Source organism: Streptomyces rapamycinicus NRRL 5491 (genome assembly GCF_024298965.1).
In the GTDB taxonomy this organism is placed as follows: domain Bacteria; phylum Actinomycetota; class Actinomycetes; order Streptomycetales; family Streptomycetaceae; genus Streptomyces; species Streptomyces rapamycinicus.
On record NZ_CP085193.1, the window covers coordinates 11,790,766 to 11,816,411 of the forward strand.

The window sequence follows — 25,646 nt, forward strand, 5'->3', positions numbered from 1 at the left end:
ACCGGGGACGGCGCCTCGAACGGGGTGGCGGACCGGGGGAGCCGGCGCGCCGCAGGCGGAAAGGAGCGCATCGGACATGGACCAGCAGAACCCGCATCCTGACCGCACTCCCGGGCCTGCCGGATCTCCTGGGCCTCCCGGAGGCCCTTCGACTCCCGGATCTTCCGGACTCCGGCCGAGCGTGGGCGTGCCCCCGGGCGAGACCCCACCGGCCGAGGACGGCCTGTCGGAAGCGGGCCCCCGCGAGACGTACAACCCCACGAAGGGCTGGTCGAAGGGGCCCACGATCGTCATTTGGCTCTTTGTGGCGCTGTTCGCGACCTTCTGCATCGCGTTCGCGGTCGCCGTGCTGGGGTGACCTGAGCTGATGCACGACGACCGCGACGCGCCCGGAAACCGTGGCCGTGAGGCTCGGTCCGGCCGTGTGGAGACTCGCGAGGAGCGGGCCGACCGCAAGTGGGCCGAGTTGCTCCAGGAGGTGAGGGTGACGCAGACGGGTGTGCAGATCCTGTTCGCGTTCCTGCTCACGGTCGCCTTCACCCCGCGCTTCCACGACCTGGGCCAGGTGGACCGGGCCATCTACGTCGTGACCGTCCTTCTGGGCGCGGCGGCCACCGGCGCGTTGATCGCACCCGTCTCCTTGCACCGGATCGTCACCGGCCGCCGGCTGAAGCCGGAAACGGTGGACTGGGCCTCCCGTTTCACCGTGGCCGGGCTGGTGCTTTTGCTGTGCACGGTGGCGTCGGCGCTGCTGCTGATCCTGCGTGTCGTCGTGGTCGATGTCACCGCCTTCTGGCTGGCGGCCGCGGCCCTGCTCTGGTTCGTGATCTGCTGGTTCGTACCCGCGGCGTGGCTTTTCCACCGCTCGCGCAAGGAGCGCTGAGGAGCGCTGAGGAGGCACGGTTTTCTCCGCAGGTGGAAGGGGACTCGTCCGCCATGGATCACATGCAGGCTCCGATTCTGGCGGCCCTGGCTCGCTACCACGAGCGCGGGGCCCTCCCGTTCACTCCGCCCGGCACAAGCAGGGCAGGGGCGCCGACCCGGAGGTCGTCAAGGTTCTGGGGGACGAGGTGTTCCGCACCGACCTCCTCGCCTTCGGCGGCCTTGACGACCGGCTGGGGTCGGGCCGTGTGCTGGACCGCGCGGAGGAGTTGATGGCCGACGCGGTGCGCGCCGAGCACACCTTCTTCTCGACCTGCGGCAGCTCGCTCTCCGCCAAGGCCGCGATGCTGGCGGTGGCGGGCCCCCACGAGACCCTGCTGGTGGGCCGGGACGCGCACAAATCGGTGGTCTCCGGCCTGGTCATCTCCGGCGTCCGGCCGATCTGGGTGGAACCCGAATGGGACGGTGCCCGCCATATCGCGCATCCGCCGTCGACCGCGTCGTTCGAGCGGGCATTCGATGAGCACCCGGAGGCCAGGGGAGCGCTGGTGACCAGCCCCACTCCGTACGGATCCTGCGCCGACCTGGCGGGGATCGCCGAGGTCTGCCATCGGCGCGGCCGTCCGCTGATCGTCGACGAGGCCTGGGGAGCACATCTGCCGTTCTGCTCCGAGCTGCCGAGCTGGGCCATGGACGCGGGTGCCGACGTCTGCGTGACCGGCATCCACAAGATGGGCAGCGGCCTGGAGCAGGGCTCGGTGTTCCATCTCCGGGGCGACCTGATCGAGCCGGCCGTCCTGAAGTCCCGCGCCGGTCTGCTCGGCACCACGAGTCCGTCCGTGCTCCTCTACGCGGGAATGGACGGGTGGCGCCGGCAGATGGTGCTGCACGGCGAGGAACCGCTCGGCGCGGCCCTGCGCCGGGCGCATGCGGTGCGCGACGAGATCGCGGCCGTAGACGGACTGCACGTGGACGGGCCCGCGGACTACGTGGGCCCCGGCCTGGGCAGTGACTTCGATCCGTTTCCGGTCGTCATCGACCTCACCGGTCTCGGGGTCAGTGGCTACCGCGCCGCCGACTGGCTCCGGGAACAGCACGACGTCAACGCCCATCTCGCCGACCACCGGCGGATCAGCACCCAGCTCACCCACGCCGACGACCCCTCGACGACCGGAGCGCTGCTGACGGCGCTGCGCGAGCCGGCCGCGCACGCGGAGGATCTGCGGCCCGCCCCCGAGGTGGCCGTGCCGACGCCGGACGAGCTGCGGATGGAACAGTCCTGCCTGCCGCGGGACGCCTACTTCGGCGCCACGGAGGATCTGCCCGTGGCCCGTGCGGCAGGCCGGGTGGCGGCCGAGATGATCACTCCCTACCCGCCGGGCATACCGGCCGTGCTGCCCGGCGAGGTACTGAAGCAGCCGGTCCTTGACTATCTGCGCTCCGGGCTGAAGGCCGGGATGAATCTCCCCGACGCGGCCGACCCCGGGCTGGACACCATCCGCGTCCTGGTCGAAGGGACCGGAGCCGACTGAGTCGTCGCATGCCGTGGCACGGTCCGGTGGCGTTGTCCGCGCCGCGATTGCGGAAGGTGGTGAGGGGCACCCGGCCCACGAAGGCGAAGCCGAAGCCCACCACGACAGAGGCGGACGGAGCACAAGGAACGGTGAGCGACACGCACCCCGCGACGACGACCCGGCCGATGCCCCTGCCCACGGCGCGGGGAGAGGTGTCCGGCGCGCTCGTCGACGCCCTCGTACGCGAGCCCGGCGGGGCGACGCCGCCCGGCGGCCGGTCGCTCCGGGCGGCCGATCCGTACGGCGACGATCTGCAACTCGCGCTCTATGTGTGCTACGAACTCCACTACCAGGGCTTCTCCGGTGTGGACGACGCATGGGAGTGGGATATCGAGCTGCTCCGGACGCGGCAGACGCTGGAGCGGCGCTTCCTGGACGCGCTGCGCTCCGACGCCACCACGCACGACGACCCGGACGCCGCCGTGTCCGGGCTGCTGGTGGAGCCCACCGACGGGACGGGCGTGTCGCACTTCCTCCGGGACGAGGGCGAGCGGTGGCAGATGCGCGAGTACATCGCGCATCGGTCGCTCTACCAGCTCAAGGAGGCCGACCCGCATGTATGGGTGCTGCCACGGCTTCGGGGCCGGGCCAAGGCGGCGATGGCGGCCGTGGAGTACGACGAGTTCGGGGCCGGGCACGGGGACCGGGTGCACGCGGAGCTGTTCGCCGCTCTGATGGCCGACCTGGGCCTGGACCCGACGTACAACCACTATCTGGACGCCGCGTCGGCGCGGATGCTGGCGGTGGTCAACATGATGTCGCTGCTGGGACTGCACAGGGCGCTGCGCGGCGCCCTGGTGGGCCACTTCGCCACCGTCGAGATCACCTCCCCGCCCGCCTCCGACCGGCTGGCCCGGGCCCTGCGACGACTGGGCGCGGGCGAGGCGGCGGTGTTCTTCTACACCGAACACGTGGAGGCCGACGCCGTACACGAGCAGGTCGTACGCCATGAGGTGATCGACGACCTCCTGAAGCGCGAACCCGGGCTCGCCGCGGACGTGGCGTTCGGCGTCGATGCCACCGTGTTCCTGGAGGACCGCTTCACCGATGAGGTCCTGGACACCTGGCGGAAGGGCCGGTCCTCACTCCGCGTCCCGCTGTGACCCCGGCTGCCCCGCCTCCTCGGACTCCGGCTCGGGTGCCACCACCGGTGAGGTGCGGCCCGGCAGTGCGAGCAGCGCCACGGCCGCGCCGGTCAGGGCGGCCGCCACGCCGACGCCCATCGTGACGGACTGGGCGTCGGTGAAGGCCGAGCGGGCCGCGTCGGCCAGTGCCGCGCCGTCCGCGCGGTCCCGGGCGTGCGACAGGGTGGCGCCGAGCGAGGACATCGCGTCCTCGGGCAGACCGTCCGGCAGCTTGCCCCGGTAGACGGTGGCGAGCAGGCCGCCCAGCCCGGCCACGCCCAGGGCGATGCCGAGTTGCTGATGGGTGTCGTTGAGCGCGGAGCCCATACCGGCCCGCTCGGGCGGCACCGCCCCCAGCACCGTGCTGGTCGCCGAGGGCCCCGCGATACCGGATCCGAGGCCCGCCAGCCCCAGCCCGATGGACACCGCCGCGGAGCCGCCGCTCTCGGAGAGCGAGGCCAGCACCGCGAATCCGGCCGCGGTGACGGTGAATCCGGTGACGATGCAGGCCCGCGCCCCGAGTCTGGCCGGGGCCCGGCCGCCCACCGCCGAGCCCGCGACGACCCCCGCGGCGAGCGGCACCGCGGCGAGCCCGGTCTCGAACGCGCTGTAGCCGAGCACCAGTTGCAGATACTGGCTCAGCACGAAGAGGGTGCTGCCCGTGGCGATCGTCATCACCGCCACCGCGAAACCCGCCCCGGCGAACCGCCGGTCGCGGTAGAGCCGCAGATCGACCATCGGCGTCGCGGAGCGCCGCTGCCGTACGCCGAAGCCGACCAGCGCCAGCACCGCCACCGCCGCCCCGGCCACCACCGCGGGCGCGGTGTACCCGTACGCCGGGGCCTCGATCAGGGCCCAGACCAGGCCGGTCATGCCCGCGGTGACCAGGACGGTGCCGTACGGATCCAGTCCCCGGCCGTCGGCCGCCCGGGTCTCGGGCACCAGCCGTACGACCCCGAACAGGGCCACCGTCACCACGGGGACGTTGATCAGGAAGACCGCCGCCCAGCTCCACGCGTCCACCAGGGCGCCCCCGAGCAGGGGCCCCGCCGCCATGCCGACGGAGGCGACCGCGCTCCACAGCGCGAAGGCCCGCGGGCGCTCCCGCTCGGGGAAGACCACGACGAGTACCGCGAGCGTCGCGGGCATCACCAGCGCCGCGCCCACCCCCATGAGCGCCCGCGCCGCGATCAGCCACCACACCGACGGGGCCGCCGCGGCCAGCGCCGACGCCGCCCCGAAGACCAGCAGCCCCACGACGAGGGCGCGCCGCCTGCCGTAGCGGTCGGAGAGCACCCCCGCGGTGATGAGGAGCCCGGCGAAGACCACGACATAGGCGTCGATCACCGCCTGGAGCTGGTCCGTCGAGGCGTCGAAGGCATCGCCGATGGCGGGCACCGCGACATGCAGGACGGTGTTGTCGACGACGATCACGAGCAGGGCGGCACACAGGGCCACCAGGATCGCCCACCGGCGCGGATGGCCTTCCTCGTCGCTCATGACTCTCCCTCGTTCTCCTACAGTGTTGGATTACCTCCAACACTGTAGGAGCGGTGGAGCGGTGACCGCAAAGAGGTAGGCTGCGGGCTCGTGAGCACGAAGCCGGACGGGAACAGGGGAACGGACGCGGACCAGGGGAAGAAGGTGCTGGACAACGCACCGGGAGCGGTGTGGTTCCGTACCGGGAAGACCGCCCGCCCACGGCCTCAGCTGTCACATGAGCGAATCGTCACCACCGCCGTCGAGCTGCTGGACCGCGACGGTGTGCGGAAGCTGAGCATGCGCCGGCTCGCCGAGCGGCTCGGCGCCCACGCGACCAGCCTCTACTGGCACGTGGCCACCAAGGACGACGTCCTGGACCTCGCTCTCGACGCGGTCTTCGCCGGACTCGACCTCCCCGAGCTGCACAGCGCCTCATGGCAGGACGACGTCGAGGCGTTCATGACCGGCCTGCGCTCGGTCCTGCTGCGCCACCCATGGGCCGGCGCCCTGGCCAACTCCCGCCCCCTCATGGGACCCAACGCCCTGCGCTGCTCGGAGTTCGCCTACACCGCGCTCACCACCGGCGGCTTCGAAGGGGTCCACCTGTCGTCCGCCGCGGCCACCATCACCCACTATGTGATCGGCTCCGCCTCCTCCGAAGCCGTGTGGCGGCAGCGCTCCGACGAGGCGGCGACCCGCTCGGCCGTGGACGCCCACATCCGCGCCCACATCGACGAATACCCGACCCTCGCCGGCCACTTCCCGCTCCTGGAGGAGGACGACTGGGACTCCCACTTCCACCGCGGTATGCGCCTGCTGCTGGCCGGTCTGGCCTCCCCCGACGCTCGGGAGCGGTCATGACCGCCTCGACCGCGACGCTGATCGGAGCGGCCCGGCGCCTCGCCCGCGAGGTGCTGGCACCCGGCGCCGAGGCCGCCGACCGCGAGGGCGTCTCCCCGGCCGTGATCGGCGAGGTCAAGAGGTCCGGGGTGCTCGGGGTGAGCGGCCCGGCGGCGTACGGCGGGGCGCAGGCGCCGGACGCGGTGGCCCGCGAGATCGCCGAAATCCTCGCCGGGGCGTGCTGCTCCACCTACTTCGTCCAGGCCCAGCACCACAGCCCGGTCAGGATGCTCGCCGCCGCCGGCTCCCCGGCGCGCGAACGGCTGCTGCGGCCGCTGTGCGACGGCACGCTGCTGTCCGGTATCGCCTTCTCCCATCTGCGGGCCTTCCCCCGCACGCCGGTGCGGGTCACCCGGGTCCCGGGCGGCCGGCGCTTCGACGGCCGGGTGCCGTGGTACACCGGCTGGGGCCTGAACGATGTGATGCTGCTCGCCGGGGTCACCGACGACGGCGAGGCGCTGTTCGCCGTCGCGGACGCCCGTGAGCAGCCCGGTCTGCGTCCCACACCGCGGCTCGAACTCGCCGCGCTGACCGGCACCCGCACGGTCGGCCTGGAGCTGGACGGCCTGCTGGTGCCCGAGGAGGCGGTGGTCTGGAGCCGCCCCTACGAGGAGTGGGCGGTCGCGGACCGGCCGAAGAACACCAACCCCAGCCCGGCCGTGTTCGGCGTGGCCGGCGCCGCCCTGGATCTGCTGGAGACCGCCGGGGACGCGGAGGCGAAGGAGACGGCGCAGGTGCTGGGCGAGCGGCTGCGCGAGGTGCGCCGGGAGGCGTACGCGCTGGTGGACGAGGTTCCCCCGGGCGAGCGCCTGGCGGACCGGCTCGTGGTGAAGACCCGGGCCTACGACGTGCTGCGCGCCGCCACCACCGCGGCGATCGTGGCGGGCGGCGGCCGGGCCTTCGGCCTCGGCAGCCCCGCCCAGCGGCTGGCCCGGGAGGGCCTGTTCCTGCTGGTGCAGGGCCAGACCACGGACGTCCGCAGCGCCCATCTGCGGGCCCTGCGCGGCTGACCGGCCCGCCTGTCCTTCGGCGGGACTCCTGCGCCCGGCCGCCGGGTCTCACACCGCGAGTTCCTTGCGGATGCGGTTCAGCATGAAGGCGGAGGACTCCCGCGCCCGTTCCTCCCAGGCGAAGACGCAGGACGTGGCGACACCGTCGAAGTTCAGCTCGCGGAGGGTGCCGAAGAAGGTGTCCCAGTCGACCTCGCCCTGGCCGACGTCCAGGTGCTGGTGGATACGGGCCGGGGTGCCGGGCGGGTTGAGGATGTAACGCAGCCCGGAGGAGCCCTTGTGGTTGAAGGAGTCCGCGATGTGCACATGCTGGAGCTTGTCGCCCGCGTAAGCCATCATCGCCGCGATGTCCGCCGTCGGCTCGGCGCCGGAGAGGTGGAAGGTGTGCGGAGCGCAGTACAGGTAGTTCACGTTGATGGCGCGGACCAGGTCGACCGCGGGGGTGTTCTCCTCGCAGAAGTCGTCCGGGTGGGCCTCCAGGTTGAGGGCGATGGCCTCGCGTTCGAAGAGCGGCAGCAGCTCCTCCAGCGAACGCCAGAAGGCGGCCTCGCTCTCGGCGGCGCGCTCGGGGCGGCCGTTGAACTCCGAGTTCATCAGCGGGCATTCGAGGTCGGCGGTGATCTCGATCATCCGCTGCCAGTAGCGGAAGGCGGTCTGCCGCTCGGTCTCGTCGGGCGAGGACCACTTGTACAGCGGCAGCACGGAGGAGAGCTGGACACCGTGCGTGCGCAGGGCCCGCTTCAGCTCCGCGACGCGCTCGTCGCCCGCCCGCGGGTGGAGGAAGAACGGCATGAAGTCGTCGCGCGGGGACAACTCGATGTACTCGTAGCCGAGTTCGGCGACCGTGCGCACCATCTCGTCGAGCGGCAGCGCGCGGAGCATATAGGGGTCGAGTGCGATTTTCACGAGGCGGCTCCGTGGAACGCGGGTCGGGGCTTCATATCGACGGTGACGATCTGGCCGCCCGACTCCAGGGACTGGACGGCGGCATCGGTGATGACGGTGGCGGCGTAGCCGTCCCAGGACGACGGGCCGGTGGGTTCGGCGCCCGCCGCGACCGAGGCGATCCACTCGCGGAACTCGGTGTCGAAGGCATCGCCGAACCGGCCCTTCCAGTCCTGGAGCACGCCGGTGCCGTGCCGCCCGGCGGCGCGGATGCCGACGGCCGCCGGATCCGGCAGTCTGACCAGGCCGTCCTCGCCCACGGTCTCGCGCTGGATGTCGTAGCCGTACTGGCAGTTGACGAAGACCTCCAGGTCGATCCGGACACCGTTCGCCGTCTCGAAGAGCATGATCTGAGGGTCCTTGAGGTGGCCGAACCGCTTGCCGGTGGCGCGCGGGGTGGTCACCTGGACTGAGCTGATCTCGTCGTCGAGCAGCCAGCGCAGTACGTCGATCTCGTGGACGGCCGTGTCCTGGGCCGCCATCGCGGAGACGTAGGACTCCGGCACGGTCGGGTTGCGGTGTGCGCAGTGCACGATGAGCGGAGTGCCGACGGCGCCCGAGGTGAGCACGTCCTTCATCTGGCGGTATCCGGCGTCGAAGCGGCGCATGAAACCGACCTGCACGAGGCGGCGGCCGTGGGCGCGCTCGCCCTCCACGACGCGCAGACAGTCCCCGGCGGTGGTGGCGAGCGGTTTCTCGCAGAACACCGGCTTGCCCTCCGCGATGGCGTTCAGCACATGCTCCGCGTGGGTGGAGCCCCAGGAGGTGACGAGGACGGCGTCCACTTCGTCAACTGCGCCGGAGCCATCGGCAGGCGCACCCCGTCCGGCGACGAGATCCGCACCGACGAGGACTTCGCCGCCCATCTGCTGGAGTCGCGGCGGGTGGCGGTGATCCACGGAGCCGCGTACGGCGCACCGGGGTACTTCCGTATCTCCTTCGCGACCTCCCACGACATCCTCACCGCGGCGTGCGAGGGCATCGCCCGTGCCTGTGCGGACCTTTCCTGAACACATCGAGGAGCCACATGCTGCGCGTCACCACCCGGTTCGACCGGCCCGACCCCGCCCTCGTCGACCAGCTGAGCGGGTACTCCGCCGCCACTGTCCACGAGGCCCAGGGCCGCCTCGGGGCCCTGGACTCCACCATCAAGCCGATCGATCCCGCCATGCCGGTCTGCGGCCCCGCCTTCACCGTGCGCTGCGCGCCACGGGACAACATCATGCTCCAGGTGGCCATCGCCAACGCCCGCCCCGGCGATGTCATCGTGGTCTCCGCGGGCCAGTACGCCGAGGCGGGCTCCTTCGGCGATGTGCTGGCCAACGCGTGTGTGGCCAAGGGGCTCGGCGGTCTCGTCACCGACACCGGTGTCCGCGACACCCAGGAGCTGCGGAAGCTGGGCTTCCCGGTGTTCTCGTACAGCGTCAGCATGAAGGGCACGGTCAAGGAGACCGTCGGCCCGATGGCCGAACCCGTCCTGATCGGCGGCGAGATCGTCCGCCCGGGAGACGTGGTGCGCGCGGACGCCGACGGGGTCGTGGTGGTGCGCCGCGAGGACCTGAAGGACGTCATAGCCAAGTCCCGGGCCCGCGTCGACGCGGAAGACGCGTATATCGCCGCCTACCGCGCGGGGAAGAGCGTGATCGAGGTCAGCCGGCTGGCGGCGGTGCTCGAGGCCAAGGGGCTCGTCATCGACGAGTAGCGCCGGGCGGCGCGCGGCAGATCCACAGCTTCGCGAACGGATCGTGCGGCTACAGCTTCTCGAAGGGATCGTGGTTCGCGAGCAGCTGCTCCACCCGCGCCTGATCGACCCGGCTGACGATCTGCCCGGCCTCCTGCCGGTCCCGGATCACCTTGGCGAGGGTGAAGGCGGAGGTCACCAGGTAGAGCACGGAGATGGCGAGGAAGCCGCGCACCCAGGCGTCGGCGCTCAGCTGGAAGATGCCGACGGCGGTGGCGGCCATGGCGACGGCGAAGGAGGCGACCGCCTGACCGTAGAACGCGGCCGTGCTCTGCTGCTTGACCGGTGTCTCACTCATGCGGACAAGGATGGGCGGATGCGGTCGGCTCCGTATCCGTCCGGATACTCAGGTACGTACTCAGACATCGGGCGCCGTCAGCGCGGTTGGCGCAGCCCCTCGACGAGGAGTGCGACCAGTCGTCGTGCGTCATAGCCGGGGTCGTGCTCGGCGCCGATGCAGAGGTTCCCGACGCCGCGCATGAGCTCGTACGCCTTCAGGCCGGGTCGGATCTCCCCGGCGTCGGCCGCCGCGTCGAGCAGCTGGGTGCACACGGGCAGGAGACGGTCGATGAAGTACGAGTGCAGCGTGTCGAAGCTCGTGTTGTCGGACCGCAGCACGGCGGCGAGGCCGTGCTTGGTGACCAGGAAGTCGACAAAGAGATTGATCCACTGGCCCAGTGCGGCATGCGGTGTCGCGCTGCTCGCCAGCAGGGCCGGACCGGCCTCGGCGCAGGCCTCGACCTGATGCCGGTAGACGGCGATGATCAGGTCCGCCCGGGTCGGGAAGTGGCGGTAGATCGTGCCCACTCCGACACCGGCCTTGGCCGCGATGTCGCGCACCGGCGCTTCCACGCCCGAGGCGACGAATACCGAGGCGGCAGCGTCGAGCAGGGTCTCCTGATTGCGCCGGGCGTCCGCCCGCTTGGACCGGGCCGAGGGCCCCGCGCCCCTGTCGCCGTCGTTCACCGCGCCGCTCCCTCCACTGCCGGACTTGCCAAGCGGAACAGTGTTCCGTATCTTTACCGGAGCCAGGTTCCGTTTGCTTATGATGCCAGAGTGGGGGCCCGGCGACCAAACCGCGCATTGCCGCCGCGCAATGCCACCACGCTTCCCCGCAGTGGAGGAACACGGTCATGCAGTACCGCACCTTGGGCCGCACCGGTGTGCAGGTCAGCTCCCTCGCGCTCGGCGCGATGAACTTCGGCAGGATCGGGCGCACCAGCCAGGACGAGGCCACCGCCCTCGTCGACGCCGCTCTCGAGGCGGGGATCAACCTCATCGACACCGCCGACATGTACAGCGCCGGTGAGTCGGAGGAGATGGTCGGCAAGGCCATCGCCGGCCGCCGCGACGACGTCGTGCTGGCCACGAAGGCGGGGATGCCCATGGGCGACAAGCCCAACCACGGGGGCAGCTCACGCCGCTGGCTGGTCACCGAGCTGGACAACAGCCTGCGCCGGCTCGGCGTCGACCACGTCGACCTCTACCAGATCCACCGGTGGGACCCGGCCACCAGCGACGAGGAGACGCTGTCGGCGCTCACCGACCTCCAGCGCACGGGGAAGATCCGCTACTTCGGCTCCTCGACCTTTCCCGCCTACCGCGTCGTACAGGCCCAGTGGGCCGCCCGCGAGCACCGCCTGCGCCGCTATGTCACCGAACAGCCCAGCTACTCGATACTGCAGCGCGGAATCGAGCGCGACGTACTGCCCGTCGCCGAGGAGTACGGGCTCGGGGCGCTGGTGTGGAGCCCGCTGGCCTCCGGCTGGCTGTCGGGCGCCATCCGTGCGGGCCGGTCCATCACCACCAGCCGCTCGGCGATGATGCCGGAGCGCTTCGATGTCACCATCCCCTCCAACCGGGCCAGGCTCGACGCCGTCGAGCAGCTGGCCAAGGTCGCCGACGAGGCCGGTCTGACCATGATCCAGCTGGCGCTCGGATTCGTCACCGCGCACCCCGCCGTGACCAGCGCGCTCATCGGCCCCCGCACACTGGACCATCTGCGCACACAGCTCGCCGCCGCCGACATCCTGCTCTCCGCCGATGTGCTCGACGCGATCGACGCGATCGTGGCCCCCGGCACCGACCTCGCCGCGCACGAGAAGCACGACACTCCGCCCGCGCTGCTCGACCCGTCACTGCGGCGCCGCTGACGGATCCGGCGCCACCTCCGTCCGGGCCCGGGTGAGCGCGGCGACCGCTCCACGTGGATCGTCCGCGTGGAACCGGAGCGTACGGGCGACGCCCCGGCGCCCGAGGGGCCGTACGAACGGCACCGGCTCCGTCAGCTCCACCGTCACCGTGGTCTGGCTGCCCACCGCGAGGTCGAGCACCCCGTCCGGGCCCAGCCGCACCAGCCGTCCGTCCGGATAGCGCCGGTCGACCCGGGCGGCGGCGATGGTGGCGGCCGGAACCCGCAGGTCGAACAGTGCGCCGTAGCGGATGCGCAGCGAGCCGTCGGACCCCACGACATGCGGCCGGACCACACAGGCCGCGTGCAGGGCGAGGACCAGCACCACCCCGTACACATCGATGACGAGCAGGATCGCGTGCACCACCGGCCAGGGGATCACCAGGGCCAGCCCCACCGTCTCGATGACCGACACGAAGATCATCGCGTACATCATGGCCGTCTGGGGTCCGGTGTACGGGACGGCCAGCGCCCCCTCGGGGACCTGGTGGCGGCGGCGCAGCACCCACAGCCCGAGGCTGTGCAGGGACCGCGCCTCGTGCCGGAGGAGCCGGCGCGCGACCAGCGGGATCACGGACTCCGCCACGCCTTTCGCCCACACCGCCGCCCGTGCGAACCGCCGGTTCATGACGCCCTCCTGCCCCGTCGGACGGCCAGCTGCTCCATCACCCGGCGCACCACCTCGGCCTGGGCAGGCGAGTAGTCGTCGAGCAGCGCCTGCTCGAAGCCGGTCGCCGTCGGGCCGCCGTCCGGGATGGCCGCCAGCACCCCGTCCGGTACGGCGGCGGACAGCTCCTCGGCCAGCGGCGCGATCCGGGGATCGTCCGCCGTGGCCCCCTCCAGTTCGTCCAGCCGCTCGTACAGCGGGAGCACGGCGCGGTCCTCGGCCAGCGGCCGCAGCGCCGCGTACACCGCGTCCCCGCCGATGATCCCCTCGAGCAGCATCAGGTGCTCGCGGTCCTTGGCGGCGGTCGGCGAGGAGGTGGCGGGGGCCACCTTCAGGAGCTCGGCGAGCGCGGGGGAGAGCGGTGCGTCCGCTGTGAGCGGGCCCTCCAGCAGCGCCGCCAGCACCTGGCGGCGCCGCTGGATCTCGTGTTCCTGACGGGCGAGATCGGCGTCCAGCTCGCCCAGCACCTCGGCCAGCTCACGCCCGGCGTCGTCCGCGAGGACGTCCCGCACCTCGTCCAGGGCGAGCCCGAGCTCGGTCAGCCGCCGGATCCGGGCCAGCAGAACGGCGTCCCGGAGGGTGTAGACCCGGTATCCGTTGGCGCGCCGCTTGGGCTCGGGCAGCAGACCGATGTGGTGGTAGTGCCGCACGGTCCGGGATGTGACTCCGACGAGCGCGGCGATTTCTCCGATGCGCATACGGCCAGTAGAAACCCTGCCGTTGCGACAAGGTCAAGCGTGTCCGCCCGGTGGCCCCTCGACGGCGCCGATATCGGGACGGCCGCGGTAGAGCGGGGCGCCACGGTAGTCACGGCCACCGTTGTCCGGGATGACGGTGCCGGTGCCGATCAGCGGTGAGCCCGGCCGGGGAGCGAAGCCCAGCGCGGTGTCCAGCCGCGGTCCGCTGTCGGCCGTGCCGTACGGCCCCGACACCTCCGGGTTCACCAGCAGCGGGTCGCCCGTGCGCGCGGTGGGGTCGGTTTCGGGAACGGTCAATGAGGCACCGCCGTAGAAGTTGTTGGCGTAGGCGATGGTCGGGCTGGCGGTCAGGCTCGCGCCGGCGATCGCCGAGGAGAAGGCGTTGTCGTGCAGGTCGTAGCGCGCGTTCAGGGAGGAGCCGTAGCCGTAGACCAGGTACCGGCTCGCCGGGTTGTGCACCGTGTTGTTGTAGACCTCGGCCGAAGCGGCCCGGTCGGAGTGCAGATAGAGCGGATACCGGGAATTCCCGCTGAGGATGTTGTAGCGCACCACGACATCGCCGAAGGAGAACTGGCACAGCAGAATGCCATCGCCGTTGTCGTGTACGAAGTTGTACTGGATCCGCACCCGTGTGGTGCCCTTGTCGGCGTCGATGCCGTTGGAGTCGGCGCCCCCGGCCTTCTGCTCCGTCCGGTACACCTCGTTGCGCTGGATCACCACATCGTCCGCGTAGTACGCCTCGATGCCCGATGTCCCCGCCTCGTCCACCATTGTGGTCGACCACGGCGCCGCGCACATTGGTCAGATACATCGCGTTGCAGCCGTAAGCCGTCCCGCCCTGGGAGATGAAGTTGTTCCGGATCGTGATGTCCGTATGCGGGGTGAAGGCGGTGTCATCGGGTGAGGTCCGGGTGCCCCAGCCGGTCGGCACCGCGACGGGGGCGCCGTTCGCGTCCTTCGCGTCGCCGGTGTACTGCTTGACGACGATGCCCGCGAACGAGGTGTCGCGCACCGTGGAGTTCCGCACCTGGATGTCGTGGAGCACGGTCGCGGCGGACGGCAGCGTGGCCGAGAAAGCGCTGTCACACGGGGTGTCAAGAGTCCGGCCCGCCCTTCGCGTCCCTCCGGCGGCGACCCGTGTAGGGGCCAACGGGACGGTAGCGTAAGGAGGTCCCGATACGGTCAGGTGCGGCGAGAGCGCACATCCGGGAACAGTGAGGGAGCCTTATGCGGCAAGAGATCAGCCCCGAGCCCATCCTTGAGGTCGGGCTCGGCTTCATGGCGTCGAAGGCGCTGCTCACCGCGGTGGAACTGGATCTCTTCTCCCGGCTCGCCGAAGCTCCCCGCACCGGCGGTGACCTGGCCGGGGCGCTCGGGCTGCACTCGCGCGGCGCCGCCGACTTCCTCGACGCGCTGGTGGCCCTCGGATTCCTGGAGCGGTCCGAGGGCGTGTACCGCAACAGCCCGTCCGCCGACACCTTTCTCGACCGGGGGAAGGCCACCTATGCGGGCGGCATCCTGGAGATGGCCAACAGTCGGCTGTATCCCTTCTGGGGGTCGCTCACCGAGGCGCTGCAGACCGGGAAGCCGCAGAACGAGCACAAGCACGGCGGCGACGTCTTCGACGCCATTTACCACGATCAGGAGGGTCTTGAGCGATTCCTGCACGGAATGACCGGGCTCAGCATGGGCAAGGCGATGGTGATAGCCCAGCGGTTCCCCTGGGCCGACTACCGGACCGTGCTGGACGTCGGCGGAGCGGTGGGCTGCGTCCCGGTGGCGGTGGCCCAGCGCCACGCCCATATGAGCGGCGGTGTCTTCGAACTGCCCCGGGTGCGGCCCGTCTTCGAGAAGTACGTGGCGTCCTTCGGCCTGGGGGACCGGCTCACCTTCCACGGCGGCGACTTCTTCACCGATGACCTGCCCGGCGCCGATGTCATCGTGCTGGGCCAGATCCTGCACGGCTGGGGCCTGGAGGAGAAGCGGCTGCTGCTGAAGAAGGCGTACGACGCGCTGCCCGACGGGGGAGCGGTCCTCGTCTACGACGCCATCATCGACGACGACCGCAAGGAGAACACCTTCGGTCTGCTGGCCAGCCTGAACATGCTCATCGAGACCCGGTCCGGCTTCGAGTACACGGCCGCCGACGGCCGGGCCTGGCTGGCGGAGACGGGATTCAGCAGCAGCCGGATCGAACCGCTGACGGACGGCTACTCCATGCTGGTGGGCATCAAATAGCGGTCACCCGACCGGCCCGCCCGGCGCCGGGACCAACCCGGCGCCGGGCCGGAGCCACTAGAAGCGGTAACGCAGGATCCGGCCCACATCCCGGAAACCGGGCAGACGCGCCATCACCCGCATGCTCATCCGGCCGGAGGCCGGCATCTTCTCCACCCCCGGCATGTCCACGCTGCGCACCGCGTCGAGGCAGGTCAGCCCCGGATGCCAGGTCTCGACCTCATGAGGGTCGTCCAGACCCCAGTGGAGGGTGGCGCCCGCGTTGCGCACCGCGGGGACCATCTTCTGGAGCCGGATGCCCAGCGGCCCGTAGACGTCGAAGAGCAGCTGCCCGCTGGGGAACCGCTCGGTGATCCGCTGGATCAGCCGCTTGCCCTCCTCCTTGCGCAGATACATCGTCAGCCCCTCGGCGACGACCACGGTGGGCCGGTCGTCCGGCACCTCGCGCAGCCATGCCTCATCGGTCACCGAGGCGCCGACCATCTCGTAGTTCCCCGACGGCTCGGGAAGCAGCCGCCGGCGCAGATCGATCACCTCGGGGTAGTCGATGTCGAGCCAGCGCACCGACGCCGGCGGGTCGAGACGCTGTACCCGGGTGTCGAGACCACACGCGAGGTGCAGCACGGTCGCCTTCTGATGCTCGGCCAGGAATTCCATGGCCCAGTCGTCGAGCTGTTTCGCCCGCAGGGCGATGCCGACCGCCGTCGTGTCCGTCATCCCCGTTTTGCCGAAGTCGTAGGCCACGCGCTCCACGGCCTCCCGGGCCGCGTGGTCGTGCAGGACGGAGTCCGGTGAACGGCTGTCCACGGCCCTGCCGTACAGCGTGGCGAGCAAGGTCTCCTGAGCGCCGCTGAGAGTGATCTTTTCGCGATCCATGGTTCCTCGTCGATGTGGGGGTACCGGACGGACCATTCCGTACGGTTGCGTACGGAACGGGCAGAACCCGTGTCCGTACGGTCCCACGTTCCCCCCGGCAAAGGCGACCGGCCTCTGGGCCATTCGAGTTCATCCGGCCAACATCGGGCGGACGGGTGCCGGTGAGCGTCAGTGGCCCTCGCCGTCGTCCCGCGTCAGCCACAGATCGGGGCCGAAGACCTCGTAGTGGATCGCGGAGGGGTGCACACCCCGCTCCAGCAGCTGGGTCCGCACCGACCGCATGAAGGGCATCGGCCCGCACAGATACGCCTGGACGCCGTCCGGGATCTCGACGCCGGACAGGTCGACGCGGCCGGTGCGCTCGGCAGGCCAGTCGCCCTCGGGCCGCTCGTACCACGTGTGGGCGGTGCCCCGCGCCAGCTTGGTGACCAGCCGCTCCTGGTCGGCGCGCAGCGCGTGGTCGGCGGGGGAGCGGTCGGCGTGGACGGCGATGACCGGGGCCTGGTGTCCGCCGGCCGTCAGCTCCTCCAGCATGGCCACCATCGGGGTGCAGCCGATCCCGGCGGAGGCGAGCAGCAGCGGTGTGTCCGTGGCGTCGAGCACGACGTCACCGTAGGGCGCGGAGACGGTCAGCTCATCGCCCTCGTGGACATGGCCGTGGAGGTGGCCGGAGACCTCACCGGCCGGTCCCTCGCCCGTGTCCTCGCGCTTGACGGAGAAGGAGCGCACCGTGGCGCCGGGGCCGTTGGTCAGACTGTACTGGCGGATCTGCCGCGCCCCGTCGGCCAGTTCCACCTGCACCGAGACATACTGGCCCGCCCTGAACGCCGGGGCGGGACGGCCGTCAGCCGGCCGGATACGGAAGGTGACCACATCGGCCGTCTCCCGGATCCGCTCGGCCACCTCCCACGGCCGCCAGGTCCCGCCGACGAGCACGCCCTGCTCCGCGTACAGCCGCCGCTCGATCTCGGTCAGGGCGTTGGCCATCAGCCAGTAGACCTCGTCCCAGGCGGCGGTCACCTCCTCGGTGGCCGCGTCGCCGAGCACCTCCGCGATGGCGGCGGACAGATGACGGTGCACCACCGGATACTGCGCGGCGCTCACCCCGAGCGAGGCGTGCTTATGGGCGATCCGGCTCAGCAGGGCGTCGGGGCGGGTGCCCGGCCGCTCCACCAGGGCGGTGGCGAACGCGGCGATGGCGCCCGCGAGGGCCTGCCGTTGGGTGCCCGCGGCCTGGTTGGCCCGGTTGAACAGATTCCGCAGCAGTTCCGGGTGGGCCTCGAAGAGCTTCCGGTAGAACAGCTCGGTGATGGTGCCGATGGCCTCACCGACGGCGGGAAGCGTGGCGCGGACGGTCTCGGCGGACTTCTGGGAGAGCATGAGCGGGCCTAACTGGTATCTCAGATTCGCATTCAACGGCATGGGTGAACCGGGCATGGTGGCCTCCGTGCCGGCACGGCTCGGCGGGACGGGATCCGGGCTCCGTAACCCGGACGACGGCCTCACGGGGACAGCCCGGGTGCGCGCCCGACCAGCCCCAGCAGCACCGGGCCCGTCGGGGACGCCACCAGATCGTCGACCGTGAGGGGATCGAGCGAGGTGAGGAACGCCTCCTGCGCCCGGCGCAGCGCCATCCGCAGCCGGCAGCCCTGCCGCAGTGGACACGGCATGTCCCCCTCGCAGTCGACGACATCGCCGACCCCCTCGAGGTCCCGGACCAGCTGGCCGACCGAGGCGGTGCGCCCGGTCGCGGTGAGCGTCAGCCCGCCGCCCCGTCCGCGCCGCGTCTCGATCAGGCCCAGGTGCTGCAGCCGGGCCGCCACCTTGGCCAGATGGCTGTAGGGCACCTGCATCTCCCCGGCGACCTGCCGGGCGGTGCAGGGCTCCGCGTCGGTGACCGCCAGCCGCATGATCGTGCGGAGTGCCGGGTCCGTTGACTTCGTCAGCCGCATGGCGGCAGATTACGTTAATACGAATCTGAGATGCAATTTATAGCGGTGCGGCGCCGGTCAGGCCTCACCGGGCGGCCGCCCGCGCAGCGCCCGCGTCACCGACCAGGCGACGGAGACCATGGGCACGGCCACCACCGCCCCGACCACCCCCGCCACGATGCTTCCGGCGATGACCGAAATCGCCACCACCACCGGATGGAGACGCACCGCCCAGCTCATCACCAGCGGATGCAGCACATGGCCCTCGAACTGACCGACCGCCACGATCAGCAGCAGCACCACGGCCGCGATGGCCGGACCCCGCCCGGCCAGGGCCACCACCGTCGCCACCGCCAGCGCGATCGGCGAACCGATCAGCGGGACGAACGTCGCGAAGAACACCAGCAGCGTCAGCGGCAGGGCCAGCGGCACCCGCAGCAGGAACAGGGCGATGCCGACCAGCGTCGCGTTGGAGGCCGCCACGACGATGATGCCCCGGGTGTACCCGGCGAAGGTGGTCCACGCCGCCCGCGCCGCCCGGTCCCACGGGGACCGGGCACGCTCGGGGAGCTGGCCCCGGAACCACTGCCACATCCGGTCGCCGGAATGGATGAAGAAGATGGAACAGAACAGGGCCAGGAACACCGCCGTGCCCGCCTCCACGACCCGTCCCGCACTGCTGAGCGCCCTGCTGATCAGCGCCGCGCGATGGCGTGACACAAAGGCGGTGACCTTGTCGTGGGCCCCCGACAGCGCACCGTGCCGCACATGGAACGGCGGCCCCTCCAGCCACCGCTCGATCCGCCCGATCCCGCCGCGCAACTCGCCCACCAGCCGGCCCGCCTCCGCGGCCGCCGCGTTCCCCACCAGCGCCAGCAGCCCCAACACCGCGAACAGCGTGCCGAACACCGCGAGTGCCACCGCCAGCGGCCTGGGACACACCCGCGCCAGCAGATCGGCCAGCGGCCGCAGCAAGGCGGTGGCCACCAGCGCCAGGAACACCGCGATCGCGACGAGCTCGAACCGGCCCAGCACCGTGAACGCCAGATAGACGGCCACCCCGATGACCATCAGACGCCATGCGTACGCGGCGGCCAGCCGCAGCCCGGGATGGACCCGTCCCTTCTCGTCCCCCGCCCGGCGCACCGCCGCCGTCAGGGCCGCGGATCCGGAGCGGCGGGCCCGCGCCACCGCCCGTGAGGCCCGCCCCGCCGGTCCGCCGGTCACGCCACGCCGAGGGCGTACGCCCCGCCCTCCCGGCCGCTCGGGCGGGGGAGGAGAGTCGCTGCTCACGTCGGCGCCACCGCCTTCTGCGTCCCGGTCCTGCGCGGCGGAAGAGGATGGTGATTCATCCCGCTGCGTACAGATTCAATCAGGGTGGCCGTCCGGGCGCCGGACACCTCTCCCCGGCGCGGCGGGCCGTCCTCTCCCCGGCTCCGCGGCCGTCCTCGCCCCCTGCCGTTCCGCACCCCGGCCTGCCTAAGATCGCCCTGGTCACCCGCTCGTCAAGGCACTCTGCAAGGAGCCGCTCATGACATACGACATCACCGCCATCCGTGCGCAGTTCCCCGCGCTGAAGGCCGGGTCGGCCCATTTCGACGGCCCGGGAGGCACCCAGACCCCGCTCCCCGTCATCGAGGCCGTCTCCGACGCGCTGGCCAACCCCCTGGCCAACCGCGGCCACCTCACCGCGGGGGAGCGCAACGCCGAGGCACTGGTCCAGTCGGCCCGGCAGGCCATGGCCGATCTGCTCGGCGCCGACCCGGCCGGGATCGTCTTCGGGCGCAGCGCCACCGCCCTCATCTACGACTTCTCCCGCACCCTCGCCAAAACCTGGTCGCCGGGCGACGAGGTGGTGGTGTCCCGGCTGGACCACGACTCCAACATCCGCCCCTGGGTCCAGGCCGCCGAGGCCGCCGGGGCCACCGTGCGCTGGGCCGACTTCGACCCCGCCACCGGCGAGCTGACCCCCGATGACATCAGTGCCCAGCTCGGCGACCGCACCCGGCTGGTCGCGGTCACCGCCGCCTCGAACCTGATCGGCACCCGCCCGGACATCCCGGAGATCTCCCGGCGGGTGCACGCGGCCGGGGCGCTGCTCCACGTGGACGGCGTGCACTACGCCGCCCACGCCCATGTCGACATCCGGCGGCTCGGAGCGGACTTCTTCGTCTGCTCCCCCTACAAGTTCCTCGGCCCCCACCTCGGCGTGCTGGCGGGCAGCCCCGGGCTCTTGGAGACCCTGACCCCGGACAAGCTGCTTCCCTCGACGAACGCCGTTCCCGAGCGCTTCGAATTCGGCACCCTGCCCTATGAGTTCCTCGCCGGGACCCGCGCCGCCGTCGACTTCCTCGCCACCCTGGACCCCGGCGCCGAAGGCAGCCGCAGGGAGCGGCTGGCGTCGTCGTTCGCGGCCCTCGATGAGCACGAGGCCACGCTGCGCGGGCGCATCGACGAGGGCCTGGCCGCACTGGACCCGCTCACCATCCACTCGCGGGCCGCGGACCGCACCCCGACCGTGCTGCTGACCATCGACGGCCATGACACCACCGACGCCTACCGCTACCTCGCCGGCCGTGGCGTCGACGCCCCCTCCGGCTCGTTCTACGCGGTGGAGGCATCCCGCAGGCTGGGCCTGGGCGACACCGGAGGGCTGCGCATCGGCCTGGCCCCCTACACCAGCACCGAGGACGTGGACCGGCTGCTGGAGGCGCTCTCGGACTTCCTGCGCACTCCTGCCCCGCGCGGCTGACCCACCACCCGGCGCTCACAGCCCGCGCTCACCGCCCGGCGCTCAGGGCCGGTCTCACTTCTCGGCGGCGTCCCCTTCGAGGAGCCCCGCCACGAGTCCGCGGGCATGCGCGGCGTCGAGCCCGGCGGGGCGGAAGAGTATGCGGTACATCAGAGGCGCCACGACGTGGTCGACGACCGTTTCGACACCGGGGGTGTCCTCCCCGCGCCCGGCCGCACGGGTCAGGATGACATCGACCTGGTCGGCGGCGTAGGCCGAGCACTGGCCGGCGTTGCTGCCGTCCGGGTCGCCGAGCAGGGCGTCGCGGATGTAGGCACGTCCGGCCGGGGAGGCCATCTCGTCGAGGAACTGCTCGGCCCAGGCGGTCAGATCGGACTCCAGACCGCCGTGGTCCTGGGGCGTGGTCTCGGGCCGCAGGCGCTCGACCGCCACGTCCGACAGCAGTTGGGTGAGGTCTCCCCAGCGGCGGTAGATCGTGGAGGGGGTGACGCCCGCGCGCTGGGCGATCAGCGGCACCGTGAGACCGTCGCGACCCACCTCCGCCTCCAGTTCGCGCGCGGCGGTGTGCACCGATGCCTGGACCCGGGCGCTGCGCCCCCCGGGGCGCACCATCTGCTTGCTCATTCATCCCACCTTAAAGCAAATCCGTTGCTTCTGGGGAGGCGGTGCGCCCCGGGGTCGCTCATGCGCTCCGGGGCCGCTCAGCGGACGTGTCAGGCCGCGGGAGCCACCTCGCGGGCGGGCCGCGTCCGCTCGTAGGCGTGACCGACCCGCAGGAGCACGCTCTCCCCGAGCGGCCGCCCGAGCAACTGCATGCCGATCGGCAGGCCGCCGGTGTCGTGGCCGACCGGGACGGACAGCGACGGCACTCCGGTGAGGTTGGCGGGGGCCGACAGGCGCACATAGGCGTCCGAGACGGCTTCGACGGTGCCGTCCGGCCAGGTGATCGCCTCCTGGCCGGACGGCACCGCGGTCGCCGGAACCGTCGGGGCGGCGATCACGTCGACGTCCTCCATCACGCGCGCCCACTCCCGCCGCATCAGGGTGCGGGAGCGCTGGGCGCGCAGATAGTCCCCGGCGGGCATCAGCTCGCCCGCCTCCAGCAGAATGCGCACATCCGCCTGGTACAGCTCCGGTGCCGTGCGCAGGGTGCGCTCGTGATAGGCGGTGGCCTCCGGCACCATCAGGCCCCACTGAGTGGCCTGGATGTAGCGGGTCATGGGGATCTCGACCTCGACGAGGCGGGCGCCGAGTGCCTCGAGCCGGTCGACGGCCCGCCGGACCGCGGCTTCCACCTCCGCGTCGACGTGCTCGAAGTAGTAGTTGCGCGGCACGCCGACGCGCAGTCCCGTCAGGTCCTCTGCCGCGCCCGGCCGGTAGTCCCGCGCGGGGACGGCCAGGGAGGCGGGGTCTCGGGGGTCGTGCCCGGCGAGGACCGCCAGGACCAGGGCCTGGTCCTCGACGGTTCGGGTGAGGGGGCCGACGTGGTCCAGCGACCACGACAGGGAGGTGACGCCGTGGCGGGGGACGAGGCCGTACGTGGGCTTGAGGCCGACGACCCCGTTGAGCGCGGCGGGGACGCGGATGGATCCGCCGGTGTCGGTGCCCAGGGCGAAGGCTGCGGTGCCCGCGGCGACGGCCACGGCGGATCCGCCGCTGGAGCCGCCCGCGACCCGGCCGGTGTCCCAGGCGTTGCGGGTCTGCGGAGTGGTCAGCCCGTAGGCGAACTCATGGGTGTGGGTCTTGCCGACCAGGACCGCGCCGGACGCGCTCAGCCGGGCGGCGACCGTGCTGTCCGCCCGCGCGCGGTGGTCGGCGCGGACCCGGGAGCTCGCCGTGGTGGCCACACCCGCGACGTCGATCAGGTCCTTCAGGCCCATCGGGATGCCGTGCAGCGGGCCGCGGAGGCGGCCGGCCGCGACGTCGTCCGCGGCCTCGCGGGCCGCCCGGCGCGCCCGCTCCGCCGTCACCGTGGCGTAGGCGTTCAGCTGGGGTTCCAGCCGCTCGACGCGGTCCAGGACGGAGTCCACCAGCTCGACGGGGGACAGCAGGCCGGTCCGGATCGCGTCGGCGGCCGCGGTGAGGGACAGCTCATACGGCCGCATCGTGGTGCTCCTCTCCCACGCGGTAGGCGGGGGCGGGCGGGGCGTCGCCGAAGTCCAGCTCGCGCAGGACGGCGACGACGGCGTGGATGTGGTTGGCGGTGGCCGCCGCGGCGGCATGGCGCTCGGGCGGCAGCGGGAGCCCGGCGCGCGCGGCCCAGCGGGCCGCCTCCGGAGGGGTGAGTTCAGCGGCGGACAAGGTGTCTCCCTCAACGAGATCTCATCGAGATAAAAGCTAACTGTTTGCGTTAGCCGACTGTAGAGCCTACGGTGGCTTAAGGCAAACAGATTGCGTTTAGAGAGAGCGGGTCATGCACACACCCCAGGCCATCGACATCCCCTTCTGGACCGTCGGCGACATCGCCGTCCACCGCGTCGACGAGGTGCTCCTGCCGCCGCAGACCGGGCCGTGGCTGCTGCCCGACGCCACCACGGACGTGGTCTCGCGTCAGGACTGGCTGCGCCCCGACTTCGCCGACCAGGACGGCACCCTGCGCATCGCCAGCCACAGCTTCGCCTTCGAAGTGGGCGGGGCGCGGGTCCTGGTCGACACCGGCATCGGCAACGGCAAGACGCGCGCCAACCCGGCCTGGCACGGTCTGCGGACCGACTACCTGGAGCGCCTGGCCGCCGCCGGGTTCCCCCGGGAATCCATCGACCTGGTGATCCTCACCCATCTGCACACCGACCACGTCGGCTGGAACACCCACGAGGTGGACGGCGCCTGGGTGCCCACCTTCCCCCACGCGCGCTACCTCACCTCCCGCACCGAGCGGGAGTTCTGGGCGGCCTACGACATGGACGAGCCGCGCACCCAGATGTTCCTCGACTCCGTGATCCCGGTCGAGGACGCGGGGCGGCTCGACCTGGTCGACGTCCCGGACGAGGGCACCGAGGCCATCCCCGGACTGCGGCTGATCCCCACGCCCGGGCACACCCCCGGCCATATCGCCCTCCAGCTCGACAGCCGCGGCGAGCGGGCGCTGATCACCGGCGACTGCGTCCACCACCCCGTCCAGCTCGCCCACCCCGCCATCGGCTCGTGTGTCGACATCGCCCCCGAGCAGTCCGAGGCCACCCGCCACAAGCTCTTCGGCGCCCTCGCCGACACGGGCACCCTGCTGCTCGGCACCCACTTCCCGCCGCCCACCGCCGGTCATGTGATCACCCACGAGAACGCCTACCGGCTCTCGCCCGTGCTCCCCGGCGCGCGCTGACGCGCCCCTCCGCGGGTGGTGGTGTTCGCCTGGATGTTCCCGTAGGGGCGGTATTGGGGCCGGGGCGGTGCGACGGGCAGGCTCGTGGGTGCTGTGCCTGTTCCGTATGGGGAGGGGTCTCCTTTGGCCGGTGTGTTGCCGCGTGGCGATCGGCTGCCGTCGTTGACGGGGCTTCGCTTTCTGCTGGCCGGTGTGGTGTTGGCGGGCCATGTGCTGACGCTGGGCAGATTCTTCGAGGACCAGGGGGTCTACGAGGCCGCCGACGCCTCGTCCATGGCGAGTGCGGCGGCGGTCTCCTCGTTCTTCCTGCTCAGCGGTTTCGTACTGGCGTGGAACGCCTCTCCGGCCGACACCGCCGTCCGGTTCTGGCGCCGCCGGCTGGTGAAGATCTTCCCCAACCATGTGGTGACCTGGTCGCTGATGCTGGGCCTGCTCATGGCGACGGGCACCGCCGCGCTGCTTCCGGTGCCGGACCCGGGGCTGGGGGAGGCGGTCCGGAATCTGCTGCTGGTGCACGCCTGGGTGCCGGACATGGCCGATTTCAGCAGCGTCAATCCGGTGACCTGGTCCATCTCCTGCGAGGCGTTCTTCTACCTCCTCTTCCCCCTGCTGATCCGGCCGGTGCGCGCGCTCCCGGAACGGCTGCTCCGGCCGGTGATCGCCCTGGTGGCTGTGCTGGTGGTGACGATGCCGCTGGTGGCGACGGCCGTCACCGACGAGGCGGCTCCCGGGAGCTGGTCGCCGCTCTCGACGGAGCGCTGGTGGCTGATCTACTTCTTCCCGCCGGTGCGGCTGCTGGAGTTCGTCCTCGGACTGGTGCTCGCCCGGGCGGTCCGGCTCGGCCGCTGGCCGACGCTGCGTCCGCGGTGGCCGCTGCTCGCCCTGGCGGGAGTCTTCGCGGCACGGACGGAACTGCCGGAGGAGTACCTGTGGGGAGCCGCGACCTGTCTGCCGATGGCCGCCCTCATCCCGGCCATCGCCACCCGTGACATCGAAGGGCGGGAGAGCCTGCTCGGCCGCCGTGGCCTGGTGGTGCTGGGCGAGGCGTCGTTCGCGCTGTACATGGTCCACTTCCCGCTGCTGTACGAGATCCGGGTGCTGCTGGACCGGCGGACGTTCGACACGGTCACCGCCGCGCTGCTGTCCTTGGCGGTGTCGGCGTTCTGTGTGGCGGTGTCGCTGCTGCTGTGGCGCGGTGTCGAGGTGCCGATGATGCGCCACTTCGCCCGCCCCCGCGGCCGTTCCGCGCCGACCGCCGGCCCCGCGCCCGGCGACCGGACCGCACCGCTGCGCCAGCAGGACCCCGCGCCATGACC

26 protein-coding genes and 1 pseudogene are annotated in these 25,646 nt (G+C 71.7%); 12 read left to right on the top strand and 15 right to left on the bottom strand.

Annotated features, from left to right (window positions below; genetic code table 11):
• Positions 1-76: 76 nt before the first annotated feature.
• The 4 genes and pseudogenes from LIV37_RS51955 to LIV37_RS48445 all read left to right on the top strand — a co-directional run bounded on the left by LIV37_RS51955 (position 77) and on the right by LIV37_RS48445 (position 3,559).
• Positions 77-358, top strand: coding sequence for a DUF6480 family protein (locus LIV37_RS51955; protein WP_274596707.1), 282 nt, complete (start codon positions 77-79; stop codon positions 356-358).
• Between the two features lie 9 nt (positions 359-367).
• Positions 368-883, top strand: coding sequence for a DUF6328 family protein (locus LIV37_RS48435; RefSeq protein ID WP_020874411.1), 516 nt, complete (start codon positions 368-370; stop codon positions 881-883).
• A gap of 53 nt (positions 884-936) precedes the next feature.
• A pseudogene (locus tag LIV37_RS48440) lies at positions 937-2,414 on the top strand (aminotransferase class I/II-fold pyridoxal phosphate-dependent enzyme).
• A 167-nt stretch (positions 2,415-2,581) separates the two neighbouring features.
• A complete protein-coding gene (locus LIV37_RS48445) occupies positions 2,582-3,559 on the top strand; it encodes an iron-containing redox enzyme family protein (protein ID WP_121826705.1) in 978 nt (325 codons plus the stop codon).
• Here LIV37_RS48445 and LIV37_RS48450 read toward each other — a convergent pair.
• Positions 3,539-5,080: an MFS transporter gene (locus tag LIV37_RS48450; RefSeq protein WP_020874414.1), complete on the bottom strand. Its 1,542-nt coding sequence runs from the start codon at positions 5,078-5,080 to the stop codon at positions 3,539-3,541. The two genes, LIV37_RS48445 and LIV37_RS48450, sit on opposite strands and share 21 nt — an antisense overlap.
• 90 nt (positions 5,081-5,170) lie before the next feature.
• On the opposite strand from LIV37_RS48450, the gene LIV37_RS48455 reads away from it, so the two are divergent.
• Both LIV37_RS48455 and LIV37_RS48460 read left to right on the top strand, forming a co-directional pair.
• Positions 5,171-5,923, top strand: coding sequence for a TetR/AcrR family transcriptional regulator (locus LIV37_RS48455; RefSeq protein ID WP_020874415.1), 753 nt, complete (start codon positions 5,171-5,173; stop codon positions 5,921-5,923).
• On the top strand, positions 5,920-6,972 hold the full coding sequence (locus tag LIV37_RS48460) for an acyl-CoA dehydrogenase family protein (RefSeq protein WP_020874416.1): 1,053 nt from the start codon (positions 5,920-5,922) through the stop codon (positions 6,970-6,972). Before LIV37_RS48455 ends, LIV37_RS48460 begins: the two co-directional genes overlap by 4 nt.
• 48 nt (positions 6,973-7,020) lie before the next feature.
• On the opposite strand, the gene LIV37_RS48465 is transcribed toward LIV37_RS48460, so the two are convergent.
• Positions 7,021-7,878: a sugar phosphate isomerase/epimerase family protein gene (locus tag LIV37_RS48465; protein WP_020874417.1), complete on the bottom strand. Its 858-nt coding sequence runs from the start codon at positions 7,876-7,878 to the stop codon at positions 7,021-7,023.
• Entirely contained in the window at positions 7,875-8,870 is a 996-nt protein-coding gene (locus LIV37_RS48470; protein ID WP_373920788.1) for a Gfo/Idh/MocA family oxidoreductase, read from the bottom strand. Before LIV37_RS48470 ends, LIV37_RS48465 begins: the two co-directional genes overlap by 4 nt.
• Positions 8,871-8,944: 74 nt before the next feature.
• Here LIV37_RS48470 and LIV37_RS48480 point away from each other — a divergent pair, with 74 nt between their 5' ends.
• On the top strand, positions 8,945-9,619 hold the full coding sequence (locus LIV37_RS48480) for a 4-carboxy-4-hydroxy-2-oxoadipate aldolase/oxaloacetate decarboxylase (RefSeq protein ID WP_020874420.1): 675 nt from the start codon (positions 8,945-8,947) through the stop codon (positions 9,617-9,619).
• A 49-nt stretch (positions 9,620-9,668) separates the two neighbouring features.
• Here LIV37_RS48480 and LIV37_RS48485 read toward each other — a convergent pair whose 3' ends face one another.
• Both LIV37_RS48485 and LIV37_RS48490 read right to left on the bottom strand, forming a co-directional pair.
• Entirely contained in the window at positions 9,669-9,956 is a 288-nt protein-coding gene (locus LIV37_RS48485) for a YiaA/YiaB family inner membrane protein (RefSeq protein ID WP_020874421.1), read from the bottom strand.
• Between the two features lie 77 nt (positions 9,957-10,033).
• Positions 10,034-10,624 carry a TetR/AcrR family transcriptional regulator gene (locus tag LIV37_RS48490; RefSeq protein ID WP_020874422.1) on the bottom strand — a complete coding sequence of 197 codons (591 nt, stop codon included), beginning with the start codon at positions 10,622-10,624 and terminating at the stop codon, positions 10,034-10,036.
• A gap of 167 nt (positions 10,625-10,791) precedes the next feature.
• On the opposite strand from LIV37_RS48490, the gene LIV37_RS48495 reads away from it, so the two are divergent.
• The gene (locus LIV37_RS48495; protein WP_020874423.1) at positions 10,792-11,811 is read left to right on the top strand and encodes an aldo/keto reductase; all 1,020 of its coding nucleotides are present in this window, start codon (positions 10,792-10,794) and stop codon (positions 11,809-11,811) included.
• Here the strand turns inward: LIV37_RS48495 and LIV37_RS48500 are convergent.
• Genes LIV37_RS48500 through LIV37_RS48510 form a run of 3 tightly spaced genes read right to left on the bottom strand, consistent with a single transcriptional unit; the run spans position 11,794 to position 13,985 of the window.
• Positions 11,794-12,477: a hypothetical protein gene (locus LIV37_RS48500; protein WP_020874424.1), complete on the bottom strand. Its 684-nt coding sequence runs from the start codon at positions 12,475-12,477 to the stop codon at positions 11,794-11,796. The genes LIV37_RS48495 and LIV37_RS48500 overlap by 18 nt on opposite strands.
• On the bottom strand, positions 12,474-13,214 hold the full coding sequence (locus tag LIV37_RS48505; protein ID WP_020874425.1) for a MerR family transcriptional regulator: 741 nt from the start codon (positions 13,212-13,214) through the stop codon (positions 12,474-12,476). Before LIV37_RS48505 ends, LIV37_RS48500 begins: the two co-directional genes overlap by 4 nt.
• A gap of 33 nt (positions 13,215-13,247) precedes the next feature.
• Positions 13,248-13,985 carry a right-handed parallel beta-helix repeat-containing protein gene (locus tag LIV37_RS48510; RefSeq protein ID WP_020874426.1) on the bottom strand — a complete coding sequence of 246 codons (738 nt, stop codon included), beginning with the start codon at positions 13,983-13,985 and terminating at the stop codon, positions 13,248-13,250.
• Positions 13,986-14,441: 456 nt separating this feature from the next.
• Here LIV37_RS48510 and LIV37_RS48515 point away from each other — a divergent pair, with 456 nt between their 5' ends.
• Complete coding sequence (locus LIV37_RS48515) at positions 14,442-15,452, top strand: methyltransferase (RefSeq protein WP_020874428.1); 1,011 nt, start codon at positions 14,442-14,444, stop codon at positions 15,450-15,452.
• A 57-nt stretch (positions 15,453-15,509) separates the two neighbouring features.
• Here the strand turns inward: LIV37_RS48515 and LIV37_RS48520 are convergent, their stop codons facing one another.
• The 4 genes from LIV37_RS48520 to LIV37_RS48535 all read right to left on the bottom strand — a co-directional run bounded on the left by LIV37_RS48520 (position 15,510) and on the right by LIV37_RS48535 (position 19,450).
• On the bottom strand, positions 15,510-16,328 hold the full coding sequence (locus LIV37_RS48520; RefSeq protein WP_020874429.1) for a class I SAM-dependent methyltransferase: 819 nt from the start codon (positions 16,326-16,328) through the stop codon (positions 15,510-15,512).
• Positions 16,329-16,496: 168 nt separating this feature from the next.
• The gene (locus LIV37_RS48525) at positions 16,497-17,708 is read right to left on the bottom strand and encodes a globin domain-containing protein (RefSeq protein ID WP_020874430.1); all 1,212 of its coding nucleotides are present in this window, start codon (positions 17,706-17,708) and stop codon (positions 16,497-16,499) included.
• A 122-nt stretch (positions 17,709-17,830) separates the two neighbouring features.
• Positions 17,831-18,280: an RrF2 family transcriptional regulator gene (locus LIV37_RS48530; RefSeq protein WP_254807157.1), complete on the bottom strand. Its 450-nt coding sequence runs from the start codon at positions 18,278-18,280 to the stop codon at positions 17,831-17,833.
• 57 nt (positions 18,281-18,337) lie between these two features.
• Positions 18,338-19,450 carry an AI-2E family transporter gene (locus LIV37_RS48535; protein ID WP_185058129.1) on the bottom strand — a complete coding sequence of 371 codons (1,113 nt, stop codon included), beginning with the start codon at positions 19,448-19,450 and terminating at the stop codon, positions 18,338-18,340.
• Between the two features lie 340 nt (positions 19,451-19,790).
• On the opposite strand from LIV37_RS48535, the gene LIV37_RS48540 reads away from it, so the two are divergent.
• Entirely contained in the window at positions 19,791-21,011 is a 1,221-nt protein-coding gene (locus LIV37_RS48540) for a cysteine desulfurase-like protein (protein WP_020874433.1), read from the top strand.
• A 54-nt stretch (positions 21,012-21,065) separates the two neighbouring features.
• Here LIV37_RS48540 and LIV37_RS48545 read toward each other — a convergent pair whose 3' ends face one another.
• The 3 genes from LIV37_RS48545 to LIV37_RS48555 form a co-directional block, all read right to left on the bottom strand.
• A complete protein-coding gene (locus LIV37_RS48545) occupies positions 21,066-21,635 on the bottom strand; it encodes a TetR/AcrR family transcriptional regulator (RefSeq protein ID WP_020874434.1) in 570 nt (189 codons plus the stop codon).
• Between the two features lie 89 nt (positions 21,636-21,724).
• Positions 21,725-23,116 (bottom strand): Asp-tRNA(Asn)/Glu-tRNA(Gln) amidotransferase GatCAB subunit A, encoded by a 1,392-nt coding sequence (locus LIV37_RS48550; protein ID WP_020874435.1) that lies wholly within the window; start codon positions 23,114-23,116, stop codon positions 21,725-21,727.
• Positions 23,103-23,312, bottom strand: a complete 210-nt coding sequence (locus tag LIV37_RS48555; protein WP_020874436.1) for a hypothetical protein — start codon at positions 23,310-23,312, stop codon at positions 23,103-23,105. Before LIV37_RS48555 ends, LIV37_RS48550 begins: the two co-directional genes overlap by 14 nt.
• A gap of 112 nt (positions 23,313-23,424) precedes the next feature.
• Here LIV37_RS48555 and LIV37_RS48560 point away from each other — a divergent pair, with 112 nt between their 5' ends.
• Both LIV37_RS48560 and LIV37_RS48565 read left to right on the top strand, forming a co-directional pair.
• Entirely contained in the window at positions 23,425-24,330 is a 906-nt protein-coding gene (locus tag LIV37_RS48560) for an MBL fold metallo-hydrolase (RefSeq protein WP_020874437.1), read from the top strand.
• A 132-nt stretch (positions 24,331-24,462) separates the two neighbouring features.
• On the top strand, positions 24,463-25,644 hold the full coding sequence (locus LIV37_RS48565; RefSeq protein WP_243146565.1) for an acyltransferase family protein: 1,182 nt from the start codon (positions 24,463-24,465) through the stop codon (positions 25,642-25,644).
• Positions 25,645-25,646: the final 2 nt, after the last annotated feature.